Annotated in this window: 24 protein-coding genes and 3 pseudogenes; 20 read left to right on the plus strand and 7 right to left on the minus strand. The window is 41.3% G+C overall.

Features of this window, described 5'->3' with window-relative positions; all coding sequences use genetic code 11:
• Nucleotides 1–17: 17 nt before the first annotated feature.
• The 5 genes from B3R79_RS07215 to tyrS all read right to left on the minus strand — a co-directional run bounded on the left by B3R79_RS07215 (nucleotide 18) and on the right by tyrS (nucleotide 4,303).
• The gene (locus B3R79_RS07215; RefSeq protein WP_154454156.1) at nucleotides 18–836 is read right to left on the minus strand and encodes a metal ABC transporter permease; all 819 of its coding nucleotides are present in this window, start codon (nucleotides 834–836) and stop codon (nucleotides 18–20) included.
• Nucleotides 836–1,537: a metal ABC transporter ATP-binding protein gene (locus B3R79_RS07220; protein WP_168261047.1), complete on the minus strand. Its 702-nt coding sequence runs from the start codon at nucleotides 1,535–1,537 to the stop codon at nucleotides 836–838. Before B3R79_RS07220 ends, B3R79_RS07215 begins: the two co-directional genes overlap by 1 nt.
• Entirely contained in the window at nucleotides 1,534–1,980 is a 447-nt protein-coding gene (locus tag B3R79_RS07225; protein ID WP_168261048.1) for a zinc-dependent MarR family transcriptional regulator, read from the minus strand. The genes B3R79_RS07220 and B3R79_RS07225 overlap by 4 nt, the downstream gene beginning before the upstream one ends.
• Nucleotides 1,981–2,070: 90 nt before the next feature.
• On the minus strand, nucleotides 2,071–2,919 hold the full coding sequence (ispE, locus tag B3R79_RS07230) for a 4-(cytidine 5'-diphospho)-2-C-methyl-D-erythritol kinase (protein ID WP_154454153.1): 849 nt from the start codon (nucleotides 2,917–2,919) through the stop codon (nucleotides 2,071–2,073).
• 127 nt (nucleotides 2,920–3,046) lie between these two features.
• Nucleotides 3,047–4,303: a tyrosine--tRNA ligase gene (gene tyrS / locus B3R79_RS07235; RefSeq protein ID WP_293696027.1), complete on the minus strand. Its 1,257-nt coding sequence runs from the start codon at nucleotides 4,301–4,303 to the stop codon at nucleotides 3,047–3,049.
• A gap of 111 nt (nucleotides 4,304–4,414) precedes the next feature.
• On the opposite strand from tyrS, the gene pbp1b reads away from it, so the two are divergent.
• The 15 genes and pseudogenes from pbp1b to B3R79_RS07310 all read left to right on the plus strand — a co-directional run bounded on the left by pbp1b (nucleotide 4,415) and on the right by B3R79_RS07310 (nucleotide 22,127).
• Nucleotides 4,415–6,730 carry a penicillin-binding protein PBP1B gene (gene pbp1b / locus B3R79_RS07240; protein ID WP_154454151.1) on the plus strand — a complete coding sequence of 772 codons (2,316 nt, stop codon included), beginning with the start codon at nucleotides 4,415–4,417 and terminating at the stop codon, nucleotides 6,728–6,730.
• A gap of 343 nt (nucleotides 6,731–7,073) precedes the next feature.
• A pseudogene (locus B3R79_RS07245) lies at nucleotides 7,074–10,701 on the plus strand (DNA-directed RNA polymerase subunit beta).
• Between the two features lie 113 nt (nucleotides 10,702–10,814).
• A pseudogene (locus B3R79_RS07250) lies at nucleotides 10,815–11,156 on the plus strand (hypothetical protein); the annotation flags it as partial.
• A gap of 134 nt (nucleotides 11,157–11,290) precedes the next feature.
• Nucleotides 11,291–14,932, plus strand: a complete 3,642-nt coding sequence (gene rpoC, locus B3R79_RS07255) for a DNA-directed RNA polymerase subunit beta' (RefSeq protein WP_293696031.1) — start codon at nucleotides 11,291–11,293, stop codon at nucleotides 14,930–14,932.
• Between the two features lie 116 nt (nucleotides 14,933–15,048).
• Nucleotides 15,049–15,357, plus strand: coding sequence for a DUF1033 family protein (locus tag B3R79_RS07260; protein WP_168261067.1), 309 nt, complete (start codon nucleotides 15,049–15,051; stop codon nucleotides 15,355–15,357).
• A gap of 131 nt (nucleotides 15,358–15,488) precedes the next feature.
• Nucleotides 15,489–16,430, plus strand: coding sequence for a competence type IV pilus ATPase ComGA (gene comGA, locus B3R79_RS07265; RefSeq protein ID WP_293696034.1), 942 nt, complete (start codon nucleotides 15,489–15,491; stop codon nucleotides 16,428–16,430).
• Entirely contained in the window at nucleotides 16,321–17,397 is a 1,077-nt protein-coding gene (comGB, locus tag B3R79_RS07270) for a competence type IV pilus assembly protein ComGB (RefSeq protein WP_239472521.1), read from the plus strand. Before comGA ends, comGB begins: the two co-directional genes overlap by 110 nt.
• Nucleotides 17,397–17,690 carry a competence type IV pilus major pilin ComGC gene (comGC, locus tag B3R79_RS07275; RefSeq protein WP_235280789.1) on the plus strand — a complete coding sequence of 98 codons (294 nt, stop codon included), beginning with the start codon at nucleotides 17,397–17,399 and terminating at the stop codon, nucleotides 17,688–17,690. Before comGB ends, comGC begins: the two co-directional genes overlap by 1 nt.
• Nucleotides 17,653–18,105 (plus strand): competence type IV pilus minor pilin ComGD, encoded by a 453-nt coding sequence (gene comGD, locus B3R79_RS07280; protein WP_293696037.1) that lies wholly within the window; start codon nucleotides 17,653–17,655, stop codon nucleotides 18,103–18,105. The genes comGC and comGD overlap by 38 nt, the downstream gene beginning before the upstream one ends.
• A 22-nt stretch (nucleotides 18,106–18,127) precedes the next feature.
• Entirely contained in the window at nucleotides 18,128–18,352 is a 225-nt protein-coding gene (gene comGE, locus B3R79_RS07285; protein WP_154454160.1) for a competence type IV pilus minor pilin ComGE, read from the plus strand.
• Nucleotides 18,312–18,773 (plus strand): competence type IV pilus minor pilin ComGF, encoded by a 462-nt coding sequence (comGF, locus tag B3R79_RS07290; RefSeq protein WP_168261070.1) that lies wholly within the window; start codon nucleotides 18,312–18,314, stop codon nucleotides 18,771–18,773. The genes comGE and comGF overlap by 41 nt, the downstream gene beginning before the upstream one ends.
• Entirely contained in the window at nucleotides 18,745–19,071 is a 327-nt protein-coding gene (gene comGG / locus B3R79_RS07295; RefSeq protein ID WP_293696042.1) for a competence type IV pilus minor pilin ComGG, read from the plus strand. The genes comGF and comGG overlap by 29 nt, the downstream gene beginning before the upstream one ends.
• A 74-nt stretch (nucleotides 19,072–19,145) precedes the next feature.
• A complete protein-coding gene (locus B3R79_RS07300) occupies nucleotides 19,146–20,102 on the plus strand; it encodes a class I SAM-dependent methyltransferase (RefSeq protein ID WP_293696045.1) in 957 nt (318 codons plus the stop codon).
• Nucleotides 20,103–20,153: 51 nt separating this feature from the next.
• Nucleotides 20,154–21,368 carry an acetate kinase gene (locus B3R79_RS07305; RefSeq protein ID WP_293696048.1) on the plus strand — a complete coding sequence of 405 codons (1,215 nt, stop codon included), beginning with the start codon at nucleotides 20,154–20,156 and terminating at the stop codon, nucleotides 21,366–21,368.
• Between the two features lie 120 nt (nucleotides 21,369–21,488).
• Nucleotides 21,489–22,127, plus strand: a complete 639-nt coding sequence (locus tag B3R79_RS07310) for a CPBP family intramembrane glutamic endopeptidase (protein ID WP_154454141.1) — start codon at nucleotides 21,489–21,491, stop codon at nucleotides 22,125–22,127.
• Nucleotides 22,128–22,160: 33 nt separating this feature from the next.
• Here the strand turns inward: B3R79_RS07310 and proC are convergent, their stop codons facing one another.
• Together proC and pepA are read right to left on the minus strand one after the other, a co-directional pair.
• Complete coding sequence (proC, locus tag B3R79_RS07315; RefSeq protein WP_168261075.1) at nucleotides 22,161–22,931, minus strand: pyrroline-5-carboxylate reductase; 771 nt, start codon at nucleotides 22,929–22,931, stop codon at nucleotides 22,161–22,163.
• A gap of 17 nt (nucleotides 22,932–22,948) precedes the next feature.
• The gene (pepA, locus tag B3R79_RS07320) at nucleotides 22,949–24,016 is read right to left on the minus strand and encodes a glutamyl aminopeptidase (protein WP_293696052.1); all 1,068 of its coding nucleotides are present in this window, start codon (nucleotides 24,014–24,016) and stop codon (nucleotides 22,949–22,951) included.
• A 55-nt stretch (nucleotides 24,017–24,071) separates the two neighbouring features.
• Between pepA and B3R79_RS07325 the strand changes: the two genes are divergently transcribed.
• From B3R79_RS07325 to B3R79_RS07345, 5 genes and pseudogenes are all read left to right on the plus strand, one after another.
• A complete protein-coding gene (locus B3R79_RS07325) occupies nucleotides 24,072–24,362 on the plus strand; it encodes a DUF4651 domain-containing protein (RefSeq protein WP_154454138.1) in 291 nt (96 codons plus the stop codon).
• Entirely contained in the window at nucleotides 24,359–24,676 is a 318-nt protein-coding gene (locus B3R79_RS07330) for a thioredoxin family protein (RefSeq protein ID WP_168261077.1), read from the plus strand. Before B3R79_RS07325 ends, B3R79_RS07330 begins: the two co-directional genes overlap by 4 nt.
• A gap of 8 nt (nucleotides 24,677–24,684) precedes the next feature.
• Nucleotides 24,685–25,314 (plus strand): YtpR family tRNA-binding protein, encoded by a 630-nt coding sequence (gene ytpR, locus B3R79_RS07335; RefSeq protein WP_293696055.1) that lies wholly within the window; start codon nucleotides 24,685–24,687, stop codon nucleotides 25,312–25,314.
• A gap of 70 nt (nucleotides 25,315–25,384) precedes the next feature.
• Nucleotides 25,385–25,780, plus strand: coding sequence for a single-stranded DNA-binding protein (locus B3R79_RS07340; protein WP_168261079.1), 396 nt, complete (start codon nucleotides 25,385–25,387; stop codon nucleotides 25,778–25,780).
• 164 nt (nucleotides 25,781–25,944) lie between these two features.
• Nucleotides 25,945–26,226: pseudogene (locus B3R79_RS07345) on the plus strand (sugar ABC transporter substrate-binding protein); the annotation flags it as partial.

The raw sequence follows: 26,226 nt of genomic DNA on the forward strand, positions 1-26,226 counted from the left end.
ATCAGTTCACTGCTTTTTTATCTGAAATTGAGGCGGTGTTGGATGAGGTTAGAGATATTGACGAGGAGGAAGATAGCGACAAAGATAATGGTGATAGTTGCACTAGCGGGTGTTTCCCAATAATATGAGGCCATAATCCCTGTTATCATGCCAATAAAGCCGATGATAATGCTGATGAAGATAACGGATTTGAAGTTTTTCCCTAGGCGCATCGCGATACTTGCTGGGAGAACCATGATGGTTGACACCAAAAGTGCCCCAGCAGCTGGGATGGTCAAGGCGATGGCAATTCCAGTGACAATGTTAAACAAGACTGACATGAGGCGCACAGGTAGGCCATCTACAAAAGCTGTTTCTTCGTCAAAGGTTAAAATGTACATTGGGCGAATGAACAGAACTGTCAAAATGAGGACTAAGATGGCAATGGCAAAGAGTGCGATAACCTGTCCTGAATTGATAGTGATAATCGAACCAAACAAGTACTGTTCCAAATTGACATTTCCATTGTCTGATTTACTTGTGACAATGAGTGCGATAGCCAAACCGAGCGACATCAAAATCGCGGTGGAGATTTCCATATAGTGCTTGTAAACGGTCTGCAGGTATTCTAAAATAACAGCTGCAATGGTGACCACAATGACGGTTGACCAGGTGGTTGAAACTCCTAGTAAAATTCCCAAGGCAACTCCTGCTAAGGATACGTGGCTTAAGGTATCGCTCATTAAGCTTTGGTGTCGTAAGATAAGGAAGATGCCCAAAATAGGGGCGAAAACACTAATTGCAATGACAGCTAGAATGGCTCGCTGCATAAAATCATAAGATAAAATTTCGGCCATTAGACTTGCTCCTTCCCACCGTTATCGTGAACGTTAAAGCAACGCCAGCTGGTTTCTTGGTTGCGTATCAAGTGGATGTTGCGGTCAGCGTATTTTTTGAGTTCTTCGGGGTCGTGGGTAATCATCAAAACAGCCTTTCCGTGTTGGTGGGCACTGTGGTGCATCAGTTCGTAAAAGCGTTCGGTTGTTCCTGCGTCCATACCTGTTGTGGGCTCATCAAAGACGAAAATATCAGGGTCTGAAGCAAACATACGAGCAATGATAATGCGTTGTTTTTGACCACCTGAGAGGCTACCAATGCGTTTGTGGCGGTTTTCCCACATACCAACAGATTCTAAGCTAGTTTTGATGTGTTCGGCGTCGTGCTGGGTTAAACGGCGGAACCAACCGTTTCGTGGGTAACGGCCAGATGATACAAATTCATAGACGGTCGAAGGAAAACCAGCATTAAAACTGGCAATTTGTTGCGGCAAGTAGGCAATGCGTAGTTTTTTTCCGTCCTTGTTTTTCTTTGAAATGGTCACACGACCGCTTTTAGGAGATAAAATGCCCAAAGTTGCTTTAACCAAGGTTGATTTGGCAGCACCATTTTCTCCTGTCAAGGTGACAAATTCGCCGCTGTCTAAGTGGTAATGAATGCCTTCTAAAACAGGTTCACTGTCATATTGAAACGATAAATCTTCTACAGTAATGTATCTCATGCTTCCCTTTCCAATTCGACTAAAAAGATGTCTAAAAAGCGGGTAATCACAGCTTGCTCATTTTCAGAAAATTGCCCGAGCAGTTTTTCATAAACAGCAATAGTGCTGTCATGATGGTGCATATGTTCTTGAGCAATGGGTTTGGCATTATCGGTTAATTCAAAATAAGTGACTCTAGCGTCCTCCTTGTTTTTAACGCTAGCCAATAAGCCTTTTGTGACAAGGTATTTTGTGGCCTTTGTAATAGCCGCCTGGCTGATATTTAAGCGTTTTGCCAATTCTGAATTGGTCAGGCGTTCCTGTGACAATAGCATCAAAATGTGCTCCTGCGTATTGGTAAGGGACACGTTACTTTGGCAAGACCCAAATAACAATTCGTGTTGGTTTTCTGCTTTTAACAAGATTTGATTAACCAAATGGTCAACTTGGTTTGCGATTGGCATTTTTTCACACCCTTTCGTCTGCTGCAATAATAATTAACCAGTTAATTATATCAAAAAAGAAAAAAAGAATCAATGAGTTGACCCTTTACACTACAACATCCGCACCTTGTAAACTTCGTTACAAAATCCACGCATGCTGTTCACGATACGATTGGCTTTCTTTTCTGATTGGCACAAGGCAAATACAGTTGGTCCGCTGCCCGACATCAAGGCGACGTCGGCTCCACAACTGAGCATTCGTTGTTTGATTTTTTGGATAAATGGTTTGCGTTTGATGGTAATGTCCTCGAGGGAATTGCCCATGTTTGCAATCATTTGCTTGTAATTGCCTGTCAAGATGGCTTCTTTTAAAGAAGCAATATCAACTCTTGAGATGGTTTGGCAATCGATTTCAGGAAAAATGGTTCGAGTGGAGATGCCAAAATCAGGTTTGACCAAGACTACCCAAGCTGAAGGGTGGTGGTCGAGGTGTTCAACGATTTCCCCTTTTCCAGACACAAAAGCACACCCCGCCTCTAGACAATACGGCACGTCTGTACCGATTTCAAGTCCGATTGCGACCATTTCTTGTTTGGATAAGTGGAGTTGCCATAATTGGTTGAGGGCACGAATCGTAGCAGCGGCGTCGGTTGACCCGCCTCCCAAACCTGCACAAATCGGGATAGATTTTTGCAATTCAATCTTGACGCCAGAGGAGATGTGGTAGGCTTCACGAATGAGTTTGGCAGCCTTAAACACATCGTTTTTATCGTTGAGTGGCATTTTATGATTGTTCGATTCAACGATAATGGCATTGTCATCTATTTCAGATACTGTGATGTAGTCGTTTAAATCCACGCTGACCATAATCATAGACAAGTCGTGATAGCCGTCAGAGCGACGCCCGACAATGTCCAATCCTAAATTAATCTTCGCGGGAGCTTTTTCAATAATAGCCATATAATAATCCTTTTAACATATTAAAGACTATTATAACAAATAAATGTGAAAGAGTGTATTTTGACCTCACTCAAAAAGGGCAGCCACAAAAAAGAAGACCAAACGGTCTTCTTAGAGTCAGGATAAATTAGTAAGTCAAGACGAAGTATTTTTTCTTACCACGACGGATAACAGTTAATTCATCGTCGATTTTATCGGTTTCTGAAAGCGTGTAGTTCAAATCTTGGATGCGTTCACCATTGAGGTAAATGGCTCCGTTTTGAACGTCTTCGCGTGCTTGGCGTTTTGAAGGTGAAATCTTTGCTGCCACTAAAATCTCAACAATATTAAGATTGTCGTCAGCTTGAACAGCGTAGTTTGGCACGTTGTTAAGCCCTTGTTTCAATTCTTTTGCTGAAAGGTTTTTGATGTTTCCTACAAATAGTTGTTCTGTGATATTCAAGGCTTCTTTGTAAGCTTCTTCGCCGTGAACCAAGGTTACCATTTCGCGCGCCAAGATTTTTTGGGCCAAACGTTCGTGACGAGCAGCGTTAAATTCTTTTTCAATGTCCGCAATTTCTTCCAATGAAAGGAAAGTGAAAATTTTCAAGAAACGAACAGCATCATCGTCCATGACGTTGAGCCAGAATTGGTACATTTCGTATGGTGATGTTTTGTCAGCATCAAGCCAAATGGCGTTACCTTCTGATTTTCCGAATTTTTTACCAGTTGAGTCGGTGATAAGTGGAACAGTCATCACATGACCAGTTTTATCAGCTTTACGACGCAATAATTCTGTACCAGCTGTCATATTACCCCATTGGTCTGACCCACCGATTTGGAGTGTTACGTTGTATTTGTCGTTTAATTCGTAGAAATCGTAGCCTTGCATGATTTGGTAAGCAAATTCTGTGTAAGAAATCCCTGTTTCAATACGTTTTTTTACAGATTCTTTGCTCATCATGGCGTTGACTGTAAAGTATTTTCCGACATCACGCAAGAAGTCGATGAAGCTGATTTGCCCAAACCAATCGTAGTTGTTGACCATGACTGCTTTGTTGTCACCATTGTCAAAATCAAGGAAGCGAGATAATTGATTTTGAATTTTAACCACCCAACTGTCAACGGTTTCTTTGGTTTGGAGGCTACGTTCAACGTCTTTAAATGATGGGTCACCAATCAAGCCAGTTGCCCCACCAACAAGAGCGTAAGGTTTGTGCCCTGCTAATTGAAGACGGCGTGACGTGAGGATAGCCACCAAGTGCCCAAGGTGCAAGCTGTCAGCAGTTGGGTCATAACCAGTATAATAGGATACTTGCCCTTCTGTTAATGCTTTGACAAGGGCTTCTTCATCAGTTGTTTGAAAAACTAAGCCACGTTCTTTTAATTCTTCGAATATATTCATGAGCGTTCTCCTTCGTTGAAAATAGTATAGTTTACAGGCTATTATATCAAAATATTATCCCTCTATGCAAGCTTTATCAAAGTTTGGTATAATGGATAATGAGGTATTTGAATGTTTAAGAAAAAGAGAAAAAAACCACGTCAGTCGTTTGGTTTGTTAGAGTTGGGCTCTGTCATTTTAAGAACCTTCAAACTATTAGCTGACTTTTTTTATATTATTATTATTTTATTTGGTATGTTGGGCATAGGGATTGCCTTTGGTTATCTGGCTAGTCAGATTGACTCGGTTAAGGTACCTGATAAGGATACCTTGGTTCAACAAGTAACATCCTTGAGTCGGGTGTCTGAGATGACTTATTCTAATGGTAGCTCGATTGCAAGTATTGACACGGATTTGTTGCGGACTCCTGTTGAGAGCAGTGCTATTTCTGATAATGTCAAGAAAGCCATCATTGCGACTGAGGATGAAAATTTTGAAAACCATGATGGGGTAGTGCCTAAAGCTGTTTTTCGGGCAACCTTGGCATCTGTTTTGGGGTTGGGCGAAACCAGCGGTGGCTCGACTCTTACGCAGCAATTGATTAAACAACAGGTGCTGGGAGATGATCCGACCTTTAAACGCAAGTCGCGTGAGATTATTTACGCTTTGGCTTTGGAACGTTACCTCAACAAAGATGAGATTTTGACGGATTATTTAAATGTGTCGCCATTTGGTCGCAATAATAAAGGTGAAAATATTGCTGGGATTGAAGAGGCAGCAAGGGGTATCTTTGGCGTGTCGGCTAAAGATTTGACGGTGCCTCAGGCAGCCTTTCTAGCTGGTTTGCCACAAAGTCCGATTGTCTATTCACCTTATACAGCAACAGGGCAATTAAAAGACAAGGACAATTTAGCTTACGGCTTATCTCGTCAACAAGATGTTCTTTACAATATGTACCGTGCGGGCTACCTAACGGAATCCGAGTACGAAGAGTACAAGGCTTATGATGTGAGCCAAGACTTCATTCCGTCAGAATCAGCCACAACCAATGAGCACGACTTCCTTTACTATGCGGTTCTCAGTGAAGCTAAAGACATCATGTATAACTACTTGATTAAGCAAAATGGGGTTTCTGACCAAGAGCTTAAAAACGATACTACTAAAGAATCGTACAAAGAATTAGCTCTAGAAACCTTGCAACAAGGTGGGTACACGGTTAAGACGACGATTAACAAGTCGATTTATGATGCCATGCAAAATACCGTGGCACAGTACGGCAGTACGCTTGACCAAGATAATGCTAAAATGGTCGAAGTTGGTAATGTCTTGATGGCTAATGATACGGGAGCTATCTTAGGATTTGTCGGAGGAAGGAATTACACAACAAACCAAAATAACCACGCCTTTGACACCGCTCGCTCACCAGGGTCAAGTATCAAGCCAATTATCGCTTATGGTATTGCCATTGATCAAGGCCTTTTGGGTAGTGCCAGCATGTTGTCAAACTACCCTACGTCATTTTCAAGTGGTCAAGCCATTATGCACGGTAATGATGTCGGAACAGAAATGATTACCTTGCAAGAAGCTTTGAACACGTCTTGGAATATCCCAGCTTATTGGACTTACCAAATGTTGTTAAACAATAATGTTGATGTGGAATCTTACATGAAGAAAATGGGATACGATATCGACAATTACAATATTGAAAGTTTACCGCTGGGTGGTGGTATTGAAACAACTGTTCTTCAGCAAGTCAATGCCTACCAGATGATTTCAAATGGTGGTGTTTACCTCAAAGGGTACTTGGTTGATAGCATCACTGACAATAAAGGTCAGGTTATTTACCAACACAAGGCCAATCCTGTTCGTGTCTTCTCAGAAGCGACGGCAAGCATTTTGAATCAATTGTTGAAAGAAGTGGTCACAGGTGGGGCTACGACAGAATTTTACAATGATTTGAAAGACTTGAATCAAACGGCAGCAAGTGCTGATTGGACAGGAAAAACGGGAACGACAGACAACTACACCGATGTTTGGCTCATGTTGTCAACGCCAAAAATCACTTTAGGTGGTTGGGCAGGAAATGATGACAACACGTCTATGGATTCCCGCACGGGTTACAAGTACAATGCGCAATACATGGCTTATCTGGTCAATGCCATTTACAATGCCGATTCGAGCGCAATAGGGGTCAATGACAAGTACTCCCTATCTTCTAGCGTTATCAAATCAACCGTCCTAAAAGCGACAGGATTGCAGCCAGGAACTGTAACGGTTAATGGACGTCCACTCTTGGTTAATGGCGAAACCACGACAAGCTATTGGGCGAAAAATGGAGCAGGTAATATGACTTATAAATTTGCCATCGGTGGTACCGACAGCGACTACACCAAAGCTTGGGATAGTTTGCTGCATAATTCTTCTATTACCACAACAAGTAGCAACTAACATATCACTTGCAAAAAAATCAAAAATAAGGTATAATAGTGTCAACTATTTGTCGTCTACCTTAGTTGAAATATTGTCCAACTAAGGTTTGCAGCAGTTAAATCACTCTTAATGGTGTTAGATTTAGCTGCTCTTTTTGTGCTTAATTTTGGAAGAATACAGCATTTGTAACCTATATTTAAAGATTCTAAAAATTCACATTAAGGACAACTTTGGCAGAATACGGCAACGTATTCTAGAGCTAGTTGGGTCAATGCTAGGGTTTTGTGTGGTTATTAAACAAACAAAACAAAGCCGTCAAGCGTCGATTGACCTCTGTATTTTAATGAAGGAGTAATACACTTTGGCAGGACATGAAGTTCAGTACGGGAAACACCGTACACGTCGTAGCTTTTCAAGAATTAAGGAAGTTCTTGATTTACCAAACTTGATCGAAATTCAGACAGATTCTTTTAAAGACTTCTTGGATAATGGATTAAGAGAAGTTTTTGAAGATGTGCTTCCAATTAGTAACTTTACAGATACTATGGAACTTGAATTTGTTGGTTACGAGTTAAAAGAGCCTAAGTATACGCTTGAGGAAGCTCGTATCCACGATGCCTCTTATTCAGCACCAATTTTTGTCACTTTCCGTTTGATTAACAAAGAAACAGGCGAAATTAAAACCCAAGAAGTTTTCTTTGGTGATTTCCCAATCATGACTGAAATGGGAACCTTTATCATCAATGGTGGAGAACGTATCATCGTTTCTCAGTTGGTTCGTTCTCCTGGTGTTTATTTCAATGACAAAGTGGATAAAAATGGTAAGGTTGGATACGGTTCAACGGTTATTCCTAACCGTGGTGCTTGGCTTGAATTAGAAACAGATTCAAAAGACATTGCTTACACTCGTATTGACCGTACGCGTAAAATTCCATTTACAACACTTGTGCGTGCCCTTGGTTTCTCAGGTGATGATGAAATCATGGATATCTTTGGTGATAGCGAACTTGTCCGCAACACCATCGAAAAAGACATTCACAAAAACCCAGCGGATTCACGTACAGACGAAGCCCTCAAAGAAATTTACGAACGCCTTCGTCCAGGTGAACCAAAAACTGCTGACAGCTCGCGTAGCTTGCTTGTAGCTCGTTTCTTTGACCCACGTCGTTACGACTTGGCAGCTGTTGGTCGTTACAAAATCAATAAAAAATTAAACCTTAAAACACGTTTGTTGAATCAAACAATCGCTGAAAATTTGGTTGATGCTGAAACAGGGGAAATCCTTGTTGAAGCAGGAACTGTTATGACCCGCGATGTGATTGATTCTATCGCTGACCAATTGGACGGTGACCTTAACAAATTCGTTTACACACCAAACGATTACGCTGTTGTTACTGAGCCAGTTGTGCTTCAAAAATTCAAAGTGGTGTCACCAATTGACCCAGACCGCGTGGTAACAATCGTTGGTAACGCAAACCCTGATGATAAAGTGCGTGCCCTTACACCAGCGGATATCTTGGCAGAAATGTCATACTTCTTGAACCTTGCAGAAGGTCTTGGTAAAGTGGATGATATCGACCACCTTGGTAACCGTCGTATCCGTGCCGTTGGTGAGTTGTTGGCTAACCAATTCCGTATTGGTCTTGCTCGTATGGAACGTAACGTTCGCGAACGTATGTCTGTTCAAGATAACGAAGTCTTGACGCCACAACAAATCATCAACATCCGTCCTGTAACAGCTGCGGTTAAAGAATTCTTCGGTTCTTCACAGTTGTCACAGTTCATGGACCAACACAACCCACTTTCTGAGTTGTCACACAAACGTCGTTTGTCTGCCNNTGGACCAAACAAACCCATTAGGTAGTTTGGAACACAAGCGGCGGTTATCAGCCTTAGGACCTGGTGGTTTGACACGTGACCGTGCAGGTTACGAAGTTCGTGACGTGCATTACACTCACTATGGTCGTATGTGTCCGATTGAAACCCCTGAAGGACCTAACATCGGTTTGATCAACAACTTGTCAACTTACGGACACTTGAACAAATATGGTTTCATCCAAACACCGTATCGTAAAGTTGACCGTGCGACAGGTGTTGTCACAAACGAAATCGTTTGGTTGACTGCCGATGAAGAAGATGAGTACACTGTTGCACAAGCAAACTCAAAACTAAACGAAGACGGTACATTTGCTGAAGACATCGTTATGGGACGTCACCAAGGTAATAACCAAGAGTTCCCAGCAAGCGTTGTTGATTTCGTAGACGTTTCTCCTAAACAGGTAGTTGCCGTTGCGACAGCATGTATTCCTTTCCTTGAAAACGATGACTCAAACCGTGCCCTCATGGGTGCCAACATGCAGCGTCAAGCCGTTCCGTTGATTGACCCACATGCACCATATGTTGGTACAGGTATGGAATATCAAGCAGCCCACGATTCAGGCGCTGCCGTTATCGCAAAACACGATGGACGCGTTGTCTTCTCAGACGCTGAAAAAGTAGAAGTGCGTCGTGAAGATGGTTCACTTGATGTTTACCACATTACAAAATTCCGTCGTTCAAACTCAGGTACAGCCTACAACCAACGTACCCTTGTTAAAGTTGGAGATATCGTTGAAAAAGGTGACTTTATCGCTGACGGTCCTTCAATGGAAAAAGGTGAAATGGCTCTTGGTCAAAACCCAATTGTCGCTTACATGACTTGGGAAGGGTATAACTTCGAGGATGCGGTTATCATGAGTGAACGTCTGGTTAAAGAAGATGTTTACACATCTGTTCACTTGGAAGAATTTGAATCAGAAACACGTGATACAAAGCTTGGCCCTGAAGAAATCACTCGTGAAATTCCAAACGTCGGTGAAGAAGCTTTGAAAGACCTTGACGAAATGGGTATTATCCGTATCGGTGCTGAGGTTAAAGAAGGGGATATCCTTGTTGGTAAAGTGACACCTAAAGGTGAGAAAGATCTTTCTGCTGAAGAACGCCTTCTTCATGCTATCTTTGGTGATAAATCACGTGAAGTGCGTGATACGTCACTTCGTGTGCCACACGGTGGTGATGGTGTTGTTCGTGACGTTAAAATCTTTACACGTGCTAACGGTGATGAATTACAATCAGGTGTTAACATGTTGGTTCGTGTTTACATCGCTCAAAAACGTAAAATCAAAGTTGGAGATAAAATGGCCGGTCGTCACGGAAACAAAGGGGTTGTTTCTCGTATCGTTCCAGTTGAAGACATGCCTTACCTTCCAGACGGAACACCAGTTGATATCATGTTGAACCCACTTGGGGTGCCATCTCGTATGAATATCGGACAAGTTATGGAACTTCACCTTGGTATGGCTGCGCGTAACCTTGGTATTCACATTGCGACTCCAGTTTTCGATGGGGCAACTTCTGACGACCTTTGGGATACCGTTCGTGAAGCTGGTATGGACAGCGATGCCAAAACCGTTCTTTATGACGGACGTACAGGTGAACCATTTGATAACCGTGTGTCTGTGGGTATCATGTACATGATCAAACTTCACCACATGGTTGATGATAAACTTCACGCTCGTTCAGTAGGTCCTTACTCACTCGTTACCCAACAACCTCTTGGAGGTAAAGCACAATTTGGTGGACAACGTTTTGGTGAGATGGAGGTTTGGGCATTGGAAGCCTATGGTGCATCAAATGTCCTTCAAGAAATCTTGACTTACAAGTCTGATGACGTGACCGGACGTCTTAAAGCTTATGAAGCCATCACTAAAGGTAAGCCAATTCCAAAACCAGGTGTGCCAGAATCATTCCGAGTTCTTGTCAAAGAATTGCAATCTCTTGGTCTTGATATGCGCGTGCTTGACGAAGATGACAACGAAGTAGAACTTCGTGATCTTGACGAAGGTGAAGATGATGATGTCATGCACGTTGATGACCTTGAAAAAGCACGTCAAAAACAAGAAACCGAAAAAGCAGAAGTATCTATCAAAGAAGAATCTGAAGAAAAATAAAGCCAGTCAGGCTATGGGAAGCTTTCTTAGCTTTCCATAGTATTGATGGTGTGCTAAAACAGAGATAAAAAGCTTATGAAGTTTTCTTTGTAAGTTGTCGCATTTAAGAAANNGGACAGCGTTTCGGTGAGATGGAAGTTTGGGCTCTTGAAGCTTATGGTGCAGCGCACACACTTCAAGAAATCTTAACAGTGAAATCTGATGACGTTGTAGGTCGTGTGAAAACATACGAAGCAATTGTTAAAGGTGAATCTGTTCCAGAACCAGGCGTACCAGAATCATTCAAAGTATTAATCAAAGAACTTCAATCATTAGGTTTAGACGTGAAAATGTTAAATATTAATGATGAAGAAGTAGAACTACGCGATGACGAAGATGATGATGTTCCGTCAGCTGACGCGTTAAATATCGCTTCTAAAAAAGAAGAGACCAATGAAGTAACTTCTGAAAACTAAGTTGTAATTTTTTCGGGACATGGACAGGCCCTCTTAGGGGCTTGTCCTAATTCCCGTTTATTTACTAATAATCAATCGTCGAGCTAATTATTTATAAGTCGAAAAGACTTCATTAATAGAGGGAGGTAGGCTCCTTGATAGACGTTAATAATTTTGAATACATGAAAATTGGTCTTGCTTCACCAGATAAAATCCGTTCGTGGTCATATGGTGAGGTTAAAAAACCAGAAACTATCAACTACCGTACATTAAAACCAGAGAAAGATGGTTTATTCTGTGAACGCATCTTTGGTCCAACAAAAGACTGGGAATGTGCTTGTGGTAAATACAAACGTATTCGTTACAAAGGGATTATTTGTGACCGCTGTGGTGTTGAAGTAACACGTGCTAAAGTTCGTCGTGAACGTATGGGACACATCGAATTGAAAGCACCCGTTTCTCACATCTGGTATTTCAAAGGTATTCCATCACGTATGGGGCTTACATTGGACATGAGCCCACGTGCTCTTGAAGAAGTTATCTACTTCGCAGCTTACGTTGTTATTGATCCAAAAGATACACCGCTTGAACCAAAATCACTTTTGACTGAGCGCGAATACCGTGAAAAATTACAAGAATATGGACAAGGCTCATTTGTTGCGAAAATGGGTGCTGAAGCCATCCAAGACCTTCTTAAACGCGTTGATTTAAAATCTGAAATCGCTGAATTAAAAGAAGAATTGAAAACGGCTACTGGTCAAAAACGTATCAAAGCTGTTCGTCGTTTGGATGTGTTAGATGCCTTCTACAAATCTGGTAACAAACCAGAATGGATGGTACTTAACATCTTGCCAGTTATTCCACCAGATCTGCGTCCAATGGTTCAATTGGATGGTGGACGTTTTGCGGCATCAGACTTGAATGACCTTTACCGTCGTGTAATTAACCGTAACAACCGTTTGGCTCGTTTGCTTGAATTGAATGCCCCTGGTATCATCGTGCAAAACGAAAAACGTATGTTGCAAGAAGCGGTTGATGCCCTTATCGACAATGGTCGTCGTGGTCGTCCAATCACAGGTCCTGGTAGCCGTCCATTGAAATCTTTGAGCCACATGCTTAAAGGTAAACAAGGTCGTTTCCGTCAAAACTTGCTTGGTAAACGTGTTGACTTCTCAGGTCGTTCTGTTATCGCCGTAGGTCCAACACTTAAAATGTACCAATGTGGTGTGCCACGTGAAATGGCTATCGAATTGTTCAAACCATTTGTTATGCGTGAAATTGTAGCGCGTGACTACGCTGGTAACGTAAAAGCTGCTAAACGTATGGTTGAACGTGGTGACGAACGCATTTGGGATATTCTTGAAGAAGTCATTAAAGAACACCCAGTACTTCTTAACCGCGCACCGACTCTTCACCGTTTGGGTATCCAAGCATTTGAACCAGTCCTTATCGATGGTAAAGCCCTTCGTCTTCACCCACTTGTTTGTGAGGCCTACAATGCCGACTTTGACGGTGACCAAATGGCCATCCACGTGCCGCTTTCAGAAGAAGCGCAAGCAGAAGCACGTCTTCTTATGTTGGCCGCAGAACACATCCTTAACCCTAAAGATGGTAAACCAGTCGTAACCCCATCTCAAGATATGGTTCTTGGTAACTACTATTTGACAATGGAAGATCCAGGTCGTGAAGGGGAAGGTATGGTCTTTAAAGACCGTGACGAAGCGATTATGGCTTACCGCAATGGTTATGTTCACTTGCATTCACGTGTTGGTATCGCTGTTGATAGTATGCCAAACAAACCATGGACAGATGAACAAAGACATAAAATCATGGTGACAACAGTTGGTAAAATCCTCTTCAACGCTATCATGCCTGATGATCTACCATACCTTCAAGAGCCAAACAACGCTAACTTGACTGAAAAAACACCAGATAAATACTTTTTGGCACCAGGTCAAGAAATCCAGTCTGTCATTGATAACCTTGAAACAAACATTCCATTCAAGAAGAAAAATCTTGGAAATATCATTGCTGAAATCTTCAAACGTTTCCGTACAACAGAAACATCTGCTTTCCTTGACCGTTTGAAAGACCTCGGTTACTACCACTCAACCCTTGCTGGTTTGACAGTGGGTATTGCCGATATTCCAGTTATTGATAACAAACAAGAAATCATCAATGCCGCTCACGCGAAAGTTGAACAAATTAACAAAGCCTTCCGTCGTGGTCTTATCACTGACGATGAACGTTATGTTGCGGTTACGACAACTTGGCGTGAAGCAAAAGAAGAGTTGGAACAACGTCTGATTGAAACACAAGATCCTAAGAACCCAATCGTTATGATGATGGACTCAGGAGCCCGTGGTAATATCTCTAACTTCTCACAACTTGCCGGTATGCGTGGTTTGATGGCCGCTCCGAACGGACGTATCATGGAATTGCCTATCCTATCTAACTTCCGTGAAGGTTTGTCTGTTTTGGAAATGTTCTTCTCAACTCACGGTGCGCGTAAAGGTATGACTGATACAGCCCTTAAGACTGCTGACTCTGGATACTTGACACGTCGTTTGGTTGACGTTGCCCAAGACGTTATCATTCGTGAAGACGACTGTGGAACTGACCGTGGTCTTGTAATCAGCGCCATTACAGACGGAAAAGAAGTGACAGAAACACTTGAAGAACGTCTTGTTGGTCGTTACACTAAGAAATCTGTTAAACACCCAGAAACAGGCGAAGTCATTGTTGGTCCTGATGTTTTAATCACAGAAGACTTGGCTGCTACTATTGTTAAAGCTGGTGTTGAAGAAGTAACCATCCGTTCAGTATTTACATGTAATACTCGCCACGGTGTTTGCCGCCACTGTTATGGTATCAACCTTGCGACAGGCGATGCCGTTGAAGTTGGTGAAGCTGTTGGTACAATCGCCGCTCAATCTATCGGTGAACCTGGTACACAGTTGACCATGCGTACCTTCCACACGGGTGGTGTAGCGTCAAATACCGACATCACACAAGGTCTTCCTCGTATCCAAGAAATCTTTGAAGCCCGTAATCCTAAAGGGGAAGCGGTCATCACAGAAGTTAAGGGTACTGTTGTTGACATCGAAGAAGATGCCGCAACACGTACGAAGAAAGTCTTTGTACAAGGTAAAACAGGTACAGGTGAATACGTGGTACCATTTACAGCTCGCATGAAAGTAGCTGTCGGTGACGAAGTACACCGTGGTGCCCCATTGACTGAAGGTTCTATCCAACCAAAACGCTTGCTTGAAGTTCGTGACACCTTGTCAGTTGAAACTTACCTTCTTGCTGAGGTACAAAAAGTTTACCGTAGCCAAGGGGTAGAAATCGGTGACAAACACGTCGAAGTAATGGTTCGCCAAATGCTTCGTAAAGTTCGTATCATGGATCCAGGTGATACAGAATTGCTTCCAGGTACTTTGATGGACATCTCAGACTTTACAGATGCCAACAAAGACATCGTTATTGCTGGTGGTATTCCTGCGACCTCACGTCCAGTCTTGATGGGTATTACCAAAGCTTCCCTTGAAACAAATTCATTCTTGTCAGCAGCATCATTCCAAGAAACAACTCGTGTTCTTACAGATGCCGCTATACGTGGTAAGAAAGATCATCTTCTTGGTCTTAAAGAAAATGTTATCATCGGTAAGATTATCCCAGCTGGTACAGGTATGGCACGTTACCGCAATATCGAACCACAAGCTGTTAATGAGTTTGAACCTACTGAAGAAGTAGATGTTGTGGTGGAAGAAGAAATCATCACAAGTGCTGAATAAAACCCAAAAGAGAGAACGATTCGTTCTCTCTTTTTTTGTAATCATGATAAATAAGCAAAATTTTTTTAAAATAGCGTTAATTTTTATATAATAAATCTTAAAAGGAAGTGAGGTAAATGTATCAAGTTGTAAAAATATATGGCGACTGGGAACCCTGGTGGTCATTGGAAAATTGGCAGGAAGACATCATAGAAACAAAATGCTTTGATGATTTTGAAGAAGCACGTGCTTTTTACCAACAAGAATGCCAAACACTCAAATCATCTTTACCAAGTTGTAAATGCCATGACAATTTTCAAGCAGCTTTTTGGAACCAAGAGGACCAACGCTGGTGTGAGATGTGTGGCAGCTACTTGCAGCAGTACCATTCCATTGTTATACTCGAAGATGGTCGTGAGTTATCAAAAGAGGCATTGTCTTACTAAATGTATTTAATGGAGTAGGCAATGCTTACTCTTTATATAAGCGAAGAAGGTAGCTTAGCTATTTTTTTTTGTTTTTGGCTAAATGGCCATGATACCTTTCTTTTTTCGAATAATGAGATGAGGAGGTTTTTATGATTCAAGATTTAGCAAAAGCTATCATAGCAAATGCGGTCGCTAAAGCTGCTCAAGATATTTATATCCTACCTAAGCAAAACCGCTATGAAGTCTATTATCGGCTAGGTAATGACAAGGAATTGATAGATTGCTTTGATGCTGACAAAATGACTAACCTGATTAGCCATTTTAAATTTGTCGCAGGCATGGACGTTGGGGAAAAGCGTCGTAGCCAACTAGGTTCGTGCGACTACACCTTTGCAGAAGATGAGCAAATCTCGCTACGTTTATCAAGTGTCGGGGACTACCGCGGTCGAGAGAGTTTGGTAATTCGTTTGCTTTATTATGGTCAAAAATCTCTCCATTATTGGTTTGATGGGCTAGAGGAAGCTTTATCTGTTGTCAATGGTAGGGGACTTTATCTCTTTTCAGGTCCAGTTGGTAGTGGAAAAACCACGCTGATGTATCAGTTGGTTCAGGAAAAATTTCCAGATAAACAAGTCATTACCATCGAAGATCCTGTGGAAATTCAGCAGGATAATATGTTGCAGCTGCAATTAAACGATGAAATAGGCATGACTTACGATGAGCTGATCAAATTGTCCTTGCGGCATCGACCAGATATTCTCATTATCGGAGAAATTCGTGATAGCGATACGGCACACGCGGTTATTAGGGCCAGTTTAACAGGAGCTGTGGTATTTTCGACCATTCATGCTAAAAGCATTTCAGGTGTTTATGCGCGTTTATTGGAATTAGGTATCAGTCAGCAAGAGTTGGAGAATAGTCTGCACGCAGTGGTTTACCAACGGTTAATTGGGGGAGGAGGTGTGATAGATGTTGCAAAAGATGGATTTAAAGAGCACCAGCCAAGCAACTGGAATCAAAAAATGGACCAGTTGGTTGCACAAGGACATCTTTCCAAAGAACAAGCGGCCATTGAAAAAATTACCCTTTAGCAAACAACGAAAACTCATTCAGTTATTTAATAATTTGTTTCATAGTGGCTTTCATTTGTCGGAAATTCTGTCCTTTCTAAGACGTAGTCAGCTGCTGGAGGCTGATTATATCGATGTGATGCAAAATAGCTTATTGGCTGGAGGTAATCTATCGCTCATGATGTCCCAGCTAGGTTTCTCTGATACGATTGTAACGCAGATGGCTTTGGCGGATATTCACGGCAATAGTCAAAGGAGCCTTGTAAAAATTGATGCCTATCTAACTAGCATGGGTGCCGTGAGAAAGAAATTGCTCGAGGTTATGACCTACCCTGTCATGTTACTTGGCTTCCTTGTGTTGATTATGGTGGGGCTAAATCATTATTTATTGCCACAACTGGAAGGTAGCAATCTAGCCACTCAGTTGATTCAGCATTTTCCCCTGCTGTTTTTAGTGGGAACTGTGATGATTACGCTCGTGGTTCTTGCGCTTTATCTTTACCAAAAACGCTTGCCTCGCATTCGGGTGTACAGTCAACTCAGTCGCCTTCCTTTTATTGGAAATACCATTCGGTTGTATTTGACGGCTTATTACGCACGGGAATGGGGCAACCTCATCGGTCAAGGTGTTGAGTTAATTGACATTGTGGCGATTATGCAGCAACAAAAATCACGCTTGTTTCAAGAAATTGGGCAAGATATGCAAGAAGCTTTACTGTCAGGGCAAGCCTTTCATCAAAAAGTATTGGATTATCCTTTTTTTCTGACAGAACTAGGACTGATGATTGAGTACGGTGAAATCAAATCAAAATTAGGCAGTGAATTAGACATTTACGCCGAGGAAACCTGGCAACGTTTCTTTGGCAAAATGAACCAAGCAACCCAGTTGATTCAACCGCTAGTCTTTATCTTTGTGGCTTTGGTGATTGTCTTGATTTACGTAGCGATGTTGTTGCCAATGTATCAAAATATGGGAGGGTATTTTTAATGAAAAATAGATTAGCTAAATGGCGTAGAAAGACTGTTCGTGGATTCACTCTGGTGGAAATGTTAATTGTTTTGCTTATTATTAGCGTTTTGATGTTGCTTTTTGTACCAAATTTAAGCAATCAAAAAGATGCGGTGCGTGAAAAAGGTAACAAGGCAGTGGTCAAGGTGGTAGAAAGTCAGCTATCGCTTTATGAACTCAAAGAAGGTGAGAAACCAAGCATTGAACAACTTGTTAAAGCGGGTTATATTACAGATGATCAAGCCGAAACCTATCGCAAAACTAAGCAATAAAGGTGTTCCAGCTTTTACCATTTTGGAATCCTTGGTGACTTTGGGCATAACGTGTTTTATGGTCATGAGTTTGTCGGGTTCGCTAAACGGTATTTTTCAAAGTGTGGAAGAAACCTTGTTCTTTTTATCGTTTGAAAATCTTTATCGCGATACGCAAACGCTAGCCAACGTTAACCAAAGAGCAATGACTTTGACTATTTCAGAAGATGCGATTTCAAATAGCGTGTCTAAGGTGAGCCTTCCACGTCAGGTAAAAGTGGGAGATACCAAGCAGATTGTATTGAGCAAGGAAGGGGGCAATTCATCTTTGGGCAAGGTTGTTTTTCAATTACAAGACAAAGAGATTTATTATCAATTGTATTTAGGGAGTGGTAAATATAAAAAAACAGAGAGTAGCCGCCTACATACTCCTTGAGAGTTTAGTTGCCTTGGGCTTAATGGCGACCATTACCAGTCTTGTTTTGGGAGAAGTCACCAAAAGCAGGCAACAGATGCAAGCAAGCCTGCACCAACAAGAAGTATTAAATGTGGCAACAATGGCGATTCAAACAGAACAAGGTCATTTGGCAATCAATGGGGTCGAGGTCAGCATTGTAGAACAAGAAGGTGAGCTTTTAGTTTATGAAGGAAAAAAACGGATATTACACATTAAAAAAGACTAGACTAAAAGCATTCACCCTTTTAGAATGCTTGGTGGCGTTGCTGGTTATCGCAGGAACGGTCTTGGTTTATGACGGTTTAGCACGTTCGGTCAAAGCCAATATCCACTACCTATCCAACAATCAGGAAGAAGAGTGGCTTTTATTTTCCCAGCAATTACGCTCGGAACTAGAGGGGAGCCAATTAGACAGAGTAGCATCTAATAAACTGTATGTCACTAAAGCCAATCAGCACCTAGCTTTTGGTCAATCTAACAGCCATGATTTTCGCAAAACAAACGCTTCTGGTCGTGGTTACCAACCCATGCTTTTTGGCTTGCAATCATCGAGCATATCACAAGACGGTCAGCAAGTAACGATCAAACTTGGCTTCAAAAATCGTATGGAGAGAGAATTTGTTTACACTTTTAAGACGGAAGGTTAAGGCTGGTATTTTGCTGTATTCTTTGCTCATGGTAGCTGTATTTGCCTTGGTTTTGCAGTTTTATTTGGGGCGCGTGGTAGCAGTTGAGCAAAAACACCAAGCGCAGCGAGCCTCAAGTCAGGCTTATCTGATGGCAAAAGTAGTGGATAAGTTTGCCAAGGAACATTCAGGACAAATGCATTTTGACAAAGGCAAGGCTCAATATCACATTCAAGGTCAGTATATTCATATCACCGTCACCTTAGCCAATCAGCAAGAATTTCAATACCAATTTTACAGAAATGATGAAAATGATTAGTGACTTTTTTTGAAAAAGGTGACTTCTTCCCATTTTTCTTATTTTTTGATATGATAAAACGTGCGGAGGAAACTATGAATTTTGAAAAAATCGAACAAGCCTACGATTTCATTTTAGAAAATATCCAATTGATTGAAAATGAGTTGAAAACACATCTTTACGATGCCCTGATTGAACAAAACTCGTTTTATCTTGGAGAAGAAGGTGCAAGTGAGGAAGTAGCTGCAAATAATGACAAACTACGTCAATTGCAATTAAGTCAGGAAGAGTGGCGTAGAGCCTTTCAATTTATTTTCATTAAGGCAGCTCAAACCGAGCAATTACAAGCCAATCACCAATTCACACCAGATAGCGTGGGCTTTATCTTACTCTTTTTAGTAGAAAGCTTAACAGCCTCTGATACGGTTGATGTGTTAGAAATCGGTAGTGGAACGGGAAATTTGGGTGAAACTTTATTAACAAACAGTTCCAAAACCCTGAACTATCTTGGTATTGAAGTGGATGATTTATTGATTGATTTATCTGCTAGTATCGCTGAAGTGATGGGATCATCTGCTCAGTTTATCCAAGAGGATGCTGTACGCCCACAAATTTTAAAAGAAAGTGATGTGATTATTAGTGATTTACCAGTCGGTTTTTATCCTAATGATGCCATTGCTAAACGTTACCAAGTGGCTAGCAGCAAAGAACACACCTACGCTCACCATTTGTTAATGGAGCAATCTTTGAAATACCTGAAAAAAGATGGTTTGGCTATCTTTTTAGCACCGTCTGATTTGTTGACAAGTCCACAGAGTGATTTGCTGAAAGAGTGGTTAAAAGGCTATGCAGATGTGATTGCGGTCATTACCTTGCCTGAAACCTTATTTGGTAGTGCAGCCAGCACCAAGTCCATCTTTGTTTTCAAAAAACAATCCACTCATCCAGTTGAAACTTTTGTTTACCCCTTGGTAGATTTGAAAGAACAAGCTGTTTTGGAAGATTTTGTAAAAGAATTTCAAAATTGGAAAAAAGACAATAGGCTTTTCTAAAAAAATATGATAGAATGAGTTATATTAAGAAAGCGCTTTAGAGGTAAAGTTATGGCAAAAACGATTTCTATCAATGCAGGAAGCTCAAGTCTAAAATGGCAATTATACAATATGCCAGAAGAAGAGGTTATTGCAAAAGGGTTAATTGAGCGTATTGGTCTTTCTTGTGGGATTTCTACGGTTAAATTCAAAGGGAAAACTCATTCAGAAACAAGAGATATTCCAGACCATACGGCAGCTGTTAAAATTTTGTTGGATAATTTGATTTTGATGGCTATTATCACAGGCTATGACGAAATTGACGGTGTCGGACATCGTGTTGTGGCTGGTGGCGAATATTTTAAAGAGTCTGCATTGGTGACGGATAATGTCATTCAAAAAGTGGAAGGGTTGTCAACTTTGGCTCCTCTACACAACCCTGGAGCAGTCCTTGGTATCAAAGCCTTTAAAGAGCTTTTGCCAGATATTACCAGTGTCGTTGTTTTTGATACGGCTTTTCACACATCAATGCCAAAAGTCGCTTATCGCTACCCAATTGCGAACCGCTACTACAAAGAATACAAGGTACGTAAATATGGAGCACATGGGACTAGTCATCAATACGTCGCCCAAGAAGCTGCCAAAGTCCTTGGAAAACCATTGGAAGAGTTGAAATTGATTACTTGCCACATTGGTAATGGGGTTTCAGTTACTGCGGTTAAGGGTGGTAAATCGGTTGATACGTCAATGGGCTTGACACCGCTTGGTGGTACCATGATGGGGACACGTTCAGGAAGTATTGATCCTGGTGTGATTGCTTTCTTAATGGATTCAGATCCTGAACTCAATACGTCTGACGACATTCGAACAGTGCTAAACCGTCAGTCAGGGCTTCTTGGTGTTTCTGAAAAATCAAGTGATATGCGTGATATTCTTGCTGGCAAAGAAGCTGGAGATGCTAATTGCGAGTTAGCTTATGATATGTATATCGACCGTTTGCGAAAATACATTGCGCAGTACTTTGCTGTGTTAAATGGTGCAGATGCAGTTATCTTTACGGCTGGTATTGGTGAAAATTCAGATGTCGTGCGTGAGGATATTATTGCTGGCATGACTTGGTTTGGTGTGGATATTGATCCTGCTAAGAATGTACCAGGTGCTTATGGCGTGATTTCAACGGATCAAGCACGCGTGAAAGTTATGGTCATCCCAACAGATGAGGAACTCGTGATTGCGCGTGATGTTGAGCGTTTTAAAAACGCAACTAACGAAGTTATCAATTATTAAATATGATAAGACCATTAAAGCTGGCCTATTTGGGTCAGCTTTTTTGCAGTTGTTTGGATTGTTTTTGGGCTGGATTTTGTTTACAATAGTACGAAACAGGATGTTAGGAGAGATGATGAAATGAAACGATTTGTAACGGCCGTGGGTTATTTTTTCTTGGCTTTTGCTCTGATTTTTTTAGAACAATTGCCAACGGTTTTTATTAGAGCTAACCAACCATTCAACCAAACTTTGGGAATTACTTTGGCTTTGCTGGTGGTGTCAATTTTTACGATTTACGTTGCTAGGCGTGTTGGTTTTTTGAAACAGTTGGAGGATTTAAAAACCTGGCAGGCTTGGAAAATCATTCTTATTGGCTTTACGGCCTTGACGGTTGTCAAATATATTGGTGGTGTCATTTTGGTTTTGGAAAAAGGCCTTGACGCCAATACAGGCAATCAAGCAGCGATTGAGCAAGTTGGTATGTCGCCAATATTGCTAATTACGTTGACGGTGATTACTGCACCGATTGTGGAAGAAACGGTCATGCGAGGGCTGATTTTAGGAAAGGTCTTTAACAATTCTTACCTTGGTGTTTTGTTAAGTTCTTTCTTGTTTGGCTTGTTGCACATGCCGACTGACCTTGGAAGTTGGATTATTTATGGCGGTATGGGGTTGGTTCTCGCTCTCATTTATCACCGTACGCAAAAGCTCGAGTACACGATAGCTGTTCATTTTATTAACAATGCTCTGGGTGTGCTTTTCATGTTATTGTTATAAAAAAAGCTGGGCTTTCGCTCAGCTTTTTGACTATTATAAGTTTTTGGCTTTATCAATTGTGGCATCAATGCTAGAGATGACGCTAGCTGTTAAACCTGTTTTTTCAAGGTCAAGCAATCCTGCGATAGTTGTACCACCAGGACTTGAGATTTTATCAATCAAATCGTGTGGGCTATCAGCCCCTTGCAGCAAATTTTCAGCGCTGGCTAGGACCGTTTGTGTGACAATTTCTAATGATTTGCCCTTTGGAATACCGTATTTGACACCCGCTTTGGCGAGCGCTTCGATAAATAGGTAAATGTAGGCTGGACTAGAACCAGCAAGGGCTGTAAAGGTGTCGAAATCTTTTTCTGGTATGTCAAACGTTGTACCAAAACTGTCCGTGATTTCTTTAGCGCTTGTGAACAGTTCTTCAGAAACGTGTTCATTGATGCAAATAGCCGTTGTACTTTTTAAAATTTGTGCGTTGATATTTGGCATGATGCGAATCAAGGGCAGTTCAGGGCTTGTTAATTTGCCAAGACGCTCCAAGGTGACACCTGCAGCCATTGATAGAATAGGTTGATGAAAATGAAGTTCGGAAAGAACAGGTTCAAACATTTGTGGCTTGATACCAAGGACAACCAAATCCACTTGGTCAATGAGTTCTTGGTGTGATGGTGCCGCCGTTACATTTAGCTGCTCAGCTATTTCGCGTGAGCGAGCTAGTGATGACCCTGAAATGATAATGTCATGCGATGTTGTCTTGAGTCCGTTGATAATGGCAGAGGCCATTTTACCAACTCCGATAAATCCAATTTTCATGCTTCCTTCATTCCTCTCTAATAATTTTTGATTAAATCAACAGTTGAGCGGTCTAATTTGTTAATAATGGCTTGTAAGAAGGCTTGGGCTTGTAAGAAGTCATCCATAGCGTAAAGGGTTTGGTGTGAGTGAATGTAACGGGCACAAACACCGATAGTTGTTGATGGGATACCCTCATTTTGAAGGTGGGCAGCACCAGCGTCTGTTCCCCCTTTAGAAGGATAATATTGGTATTTGATACCAGCTTCTTCGGCAGTTGTCAAAAGGAAATCACGCATATTTTTTAGCATGATGTGGCCTGGGTCGTAGAAACGGAAAAGGGTTCCGTCGCCAATTGTACCTTGGTTGCCATAAATATCTCCCGCAGGTGAACAATCAACGGCAAAGAAGAGTTCAGGTTTGAATTTGGTTGTTGACACGTGTGCCCCACGCAGCCCAACTTCTTCTTGAACATTTGCCCCAGCGATAAGGGTGTTGTCCAAGCGTTTTCCTTTAAGGCTTTCGAGCAATTCAGTCACCATTAAAATACCAAAGCGATTATCCCAAGCTTTAGAAATCACATTTTTTTGGTTAGCCGTAAGGACGGTTTCTGATTTTGGTACAATGATATCACCAGGAAGGACACCAAAGCTTTCTGCTTCTGCCTTGTCTGCAAATCCAGCATCAAAAATAATGTCATCGATTTTTGGAAGTGATGCAGAGCCATTTGCCCCACGAAGAAAATGTGGTGGAACAGAACCAGATACAACTGGAATGGCACGACCTTCACGAGTGTAAAGGGTAAAACGTTGCGAACTCAAAACCAAAGGGTTCCAGCCGCCGATACCCACGGCACGCATTGTCCCATCTGCTTTGATGTCGCTCACCATAAAACCGACTTCGTCCATGTGAGAGGCCACCATGATACGTGGAGCCTCTTTGGCATCAGAGTTTTTGATTCCAAAAATACCGCCCAGACCATCTGTTTGCACGTCATCAACTAGTGGCGTGATTTTCGAACGTAAAAAGTCTCGAACGTTGTACTCATAGCCTGCAATACCATCAAGTTCTGTAACTTCTTTTATTTTAGAAAATAATTCTGACATAAAAACCTCGATTCTATATTTTCTATTTTAGCATAAAAATGGTAGAATAAAGCGTATGATAAGTAAAAAAAGCAGTTTCCTTTTGGGCTCTAGTGTGGTGGGAGTGACTGGTCTTATCGCCTTTAGCACAATGTTAAGCAAGCAACAGGAAAAGAAACGGCAAGAAAGAGTTAAAAGAGAAGTGCGTGATTGTTTTAGTCAGCTTGGTTCTATTTTGGTTCTTTATGTGAATCATTTTGAGTCTGACAAAACAACAACGACAGGTGGTGTTGTCCTGACAGATGGTCGTACTTTTCGATTTGTTCACCAAAGGGGTGACATTAGCTATGTGGAGGAGAAAAAATGATTAGTCCAGCGTCTTATGAAGAAATGGCGACTTATTTGGAAAAACCTGGCAAAGTGGTTTTCTTTTTTACGGCAAATTGGTGCCCAGATTGCCAATTTATCTATCCTGTCATGCCAGAGATTGAAACTGAAAATCCTGAATTTACCTTTGTCCGTGTTGATCGTGACGAATTTATGGAAGTCGCACAACGCTGGGATATTTTTGGTATTCCAAGTTTTGTAGTGACCGAAAATGGCAAAGAAATCGGGCGTTTAGTCAACAAATTACGCAAAACCAGAGCAGAAATTAACAGCTTTTTAGCTGAATTGAAATAGGAGAGAAAATGATTTTTACGTACAACAAAGAACACGTCGGTGATGTCCTTATGGTGATTGTCAAAGATAGTAAGGGTGCTAAGCTTGATTACGAACGCAAAGGCAAGGTATCACGCGTATTTCTTGAAAAAAATGGTGAAACAGTTGCTTGGAATATTTTTGATGTGTCAAGCTTGATTGCGATTAGTGGTAAGGGTCAAGTGACCTTGTCTGACCAAGATGTGGCAACCCTTAACGCTGAATTGACAAAAGAAGACTTCAGCGAGCAATTGGAAAATGACCCATCACCAAAATTTGTCGTTGGTCAAATCAAAGAAATGGCTGCTCATTCAGACAGTGACCACTTGAATATTTGCCAAGTGCAAATCTCAGATGATAAAACCGTTCAAATTGTTGCAGGAGCGCCAAATGCAGCAGTTGGCTTAAAAACTATTGTTGCTCTTCCAGGTGCAATGATGCCAAACGGTAGTTTGATTTTCCCAGGTGCCCTTCGCGGTGAAAAGAGTTTTGGGATGATGTGCTCACCTCGTGAATTGGCTCTTCCAAATGCACCACAAAAACGTGGGATCATTGAATTGGATGATACAGCAGTGGTTGGCGAAGCCTTTGATCTAGAAAAACACTGGAAAGCTCAATAGTAATGAAAGGAGTTGGAGTTTCCAGCTCTTTTTTCTCTTGTTTTTCGAATAATAAGATAGGAGGAAGCTTATGTACAATAAAGTTATTATGATTGGTCGCCTGACTGTACAACCAGAGCTGGTGACAACACCAAACGATAAATCAGTCACACGCGTGACTTTGGCAGTTAATAGACGATTTAAATCGCAAAATGGGGAACGTGATGCGGATTTTATTTCCCTTGTGGTTTGGGGACGTTTGGCAGAAACCCTAACGTCTTACGCGGGAAAAGGTAGCCTCATATCAGTCGATGGCGAACTTCGCACACGCAAATACGATAAAAATGGACAGACGCAGTACGTGACCGAAGTCCTATGTCATTCTTTCCAGTTACTAGAAAGCCGCACCAAACGTGCCATGCGAGAAAACAACACCCCAAACAACCTAGCCGACCTCGTACTAGAAGAAGAGGAACTCCCGTTTTAATATGAAACAGTTCAAGTTTTTGACTTGGGCTGTTTTTTGTTGGATGATAGTTGAAGTTTAAGTGTTATCTATACTTTTTGACTGAATTGTATATACAATTTAAAAATGTTATAATTAAGATAAAATAATTATTGGTTTTTCAGAGGTTATTGAAAAGGTATAGAATGAAAAAACAAAAAAATTTAGGTATTTTAGTGAGCGCCATCTTTGGTTTTTTGATAGTAATTGGCTCTTATTTAAATTATAAAATATTTCCCTCAAATTCGAGTCGCATCAAAATTGTTGCCACCTATATGACGATGAATAATGATTTTTATAAGGTATTAAACAACGAAATTGAAAAGGTTGTTAAAGAGAATAATGATATTTTGTACACTAGAGATCCCGCTCTAGATGTAAATAAACAAAAACAACAAATTGACTCATTTATCCAAAAAGAAGTTGAT

Origin of the sequence: Streptococcus sp. UBA3373, from assembly GCF_002360305.1 — a bacterium.
GTDB classification, from domain to species: domain Bacteria; phylum Bacillota; class Bacilli; order Lactobacillales; family Streptococcaceae; genus Streptococcus; species Streptococcus alactolyticus.

What these genes read in the sequence shown, in the direction of transcription:
- pepA (WP_293696052.1), bottom strand. Translation starts at nt 24,016, where the DNA reads ATGTCAGAATTATTTTCTAAAATAAAAGAAGTTACAGAACTTGATGGT.
- B3R79_RS07310 (WP_154454141.1), top strand. Translation starts at nt 21,489, where the DNA reads ATGAAACGATTTGTAACGGCCGTGGGTTATTTTTTCTTGGCTTTTGCT.
- B3R79_RS07330 (WP_168261077.1), top strand. Translation starts at nt 24,359, where the DNA reads ATGATTAGTCCAGCGTCTTATGAAGAAATGGCGACTTATTTGGAAAAA.
- B3R79_RS07220 (WP_168261047.1), bottom strand. Translation starts at nt 1,537, where the DNA reads ATGAGATACATTACTGTAGAAGATTTATCGTTTCAATATGACAGTGAA.
- comGD (WP_293696037.1), top strand. Translation starts at nt 17,653, where the DNA reads ATGATCAAGCCGAAACCTATCGCAAAACTAAGCAATAAAGGTGTTCCA.
- B3R79_RS07300 (WP_293696045.1), top strand. Translation starts at nt 19,146, where the DNA reads ATGAATTTTGAAAAAATCGAACAAGCCTACGATTTCATTTTAGAAAAT.
- pbp1b (WP_154454151.1), top strand. Translation starts at nt 4,415, where the DNA reads ATGTTTAAGAAAAAGAGAAAAAAACCACGTCAGTCGTTTGGTTTGTTA.
- B3R79_RS07340 (WP_168261079.1), top strand. Translation starts at nt 25,385, where the DNA reads ATGTACAATAAAGTTATTATGATTGGTCGCCTGACTGTACAACCAGAG.
- comGF (WP_168261070.1), top strand. Translation starts at nt 18,312, where the DNA reads ATGAAGGAAAAAAACGGATATTACACATTAAAAAAGACTAGACTAAAA.
- comGE (WP_154454160.1), top strand. Translation starts at nt 18,128, where the DNA reads ATGGCGACCATTACCAGTCTTGTTTTGGGAGAAGTCACCAAAAGCAGG.
- ytpR (WP_293696055.1), top strand. Translation starts at nt 24,685, where the DNA reads ATGATTTTTACGTACAACAAAGAACACGTCGGTGATGTCCTTATGGTG.
- proC (WP_168261075.1), bottom strand. Translation starts at nt 22,931, where the DNA reads ATGAAAATTGGATTTATCGGAGTTGGTAAAATGGCCTCTGCCATTATC.
- comGA (WP_293696034.1), top strand. Translation starts at nt 15,489, where the DNA reads ATGATTCAAGATTTAGCAAAAGCTATCATAGCAAATGCGGTCGCTAAA.
- tyrS (WP_293696027.1), bottom strand. Translation starts at nt 4,303, where the DNA reads ATGAATATATTCGAAGAATTAAAAGAACGTGGCTTAGTTTTTCAAACA.
- comGB (WP_239472521.1), top strand. Translation starts at nt 16,321, where the DNA reads ATGGATTTAAAGAGCACCAGCCAAGCAACTGGAATCAAAAAATGGACC.
- B3R79_RS07260 (WP_168261067.1), top strand. Translation starts at nt 15,049, where the DNA reads ATGTATCAAGTTGTAAAAATATATGGCGACTGGGAACCCTGGTGGTCA.
- B3R79_RS07225 (WP_168261048.1), bottom strand. Translation starts at nt 1,980, where the DNA reads ATGCCAATCGCAAACCAAGTTGACCATTTGGTTAATCAAATCTTGTTA.
- B3R79_RS07325 (WP_154454138.1), top strand. Translation starts at nt 24,072, where the DNA reads ATGATAAGTAAAAAAAGCAGTTTCCTTTTGGGCTCTAGTGTGGTGGGA.
- B3R79_RS07215 (WP_154454156.1), bottom strand. Translation starts at nt 836, where the DNA reads ATGGCCGAAATTTTATCTTATGATTTTATGCAGCGAGCCATTCTAGCT.
- B3R79_RS07305 (WP_293696048.1), top strand. Translation starts at nt 20,154, where the DNA reads ATGGCAAAAACGATTTCTATCAATGCAGGAAGCTCAAGTCTAAAATGG.
- comGC (WP_235280789.1), top strand. Translation starts at nt 17,397, where the DNA reads ATGAAAAATAGATTAGCTAAATGGCGTAGAAAGACTGTTCGTGGATTC.
- ispE (WP_154454153.1), bottom strand. Translation starts at nt 2,919, where the DNA reads ATGGCTATTATTGAAAAAGCTCCCGCGAAGATTAATTTAGGATTGGAC.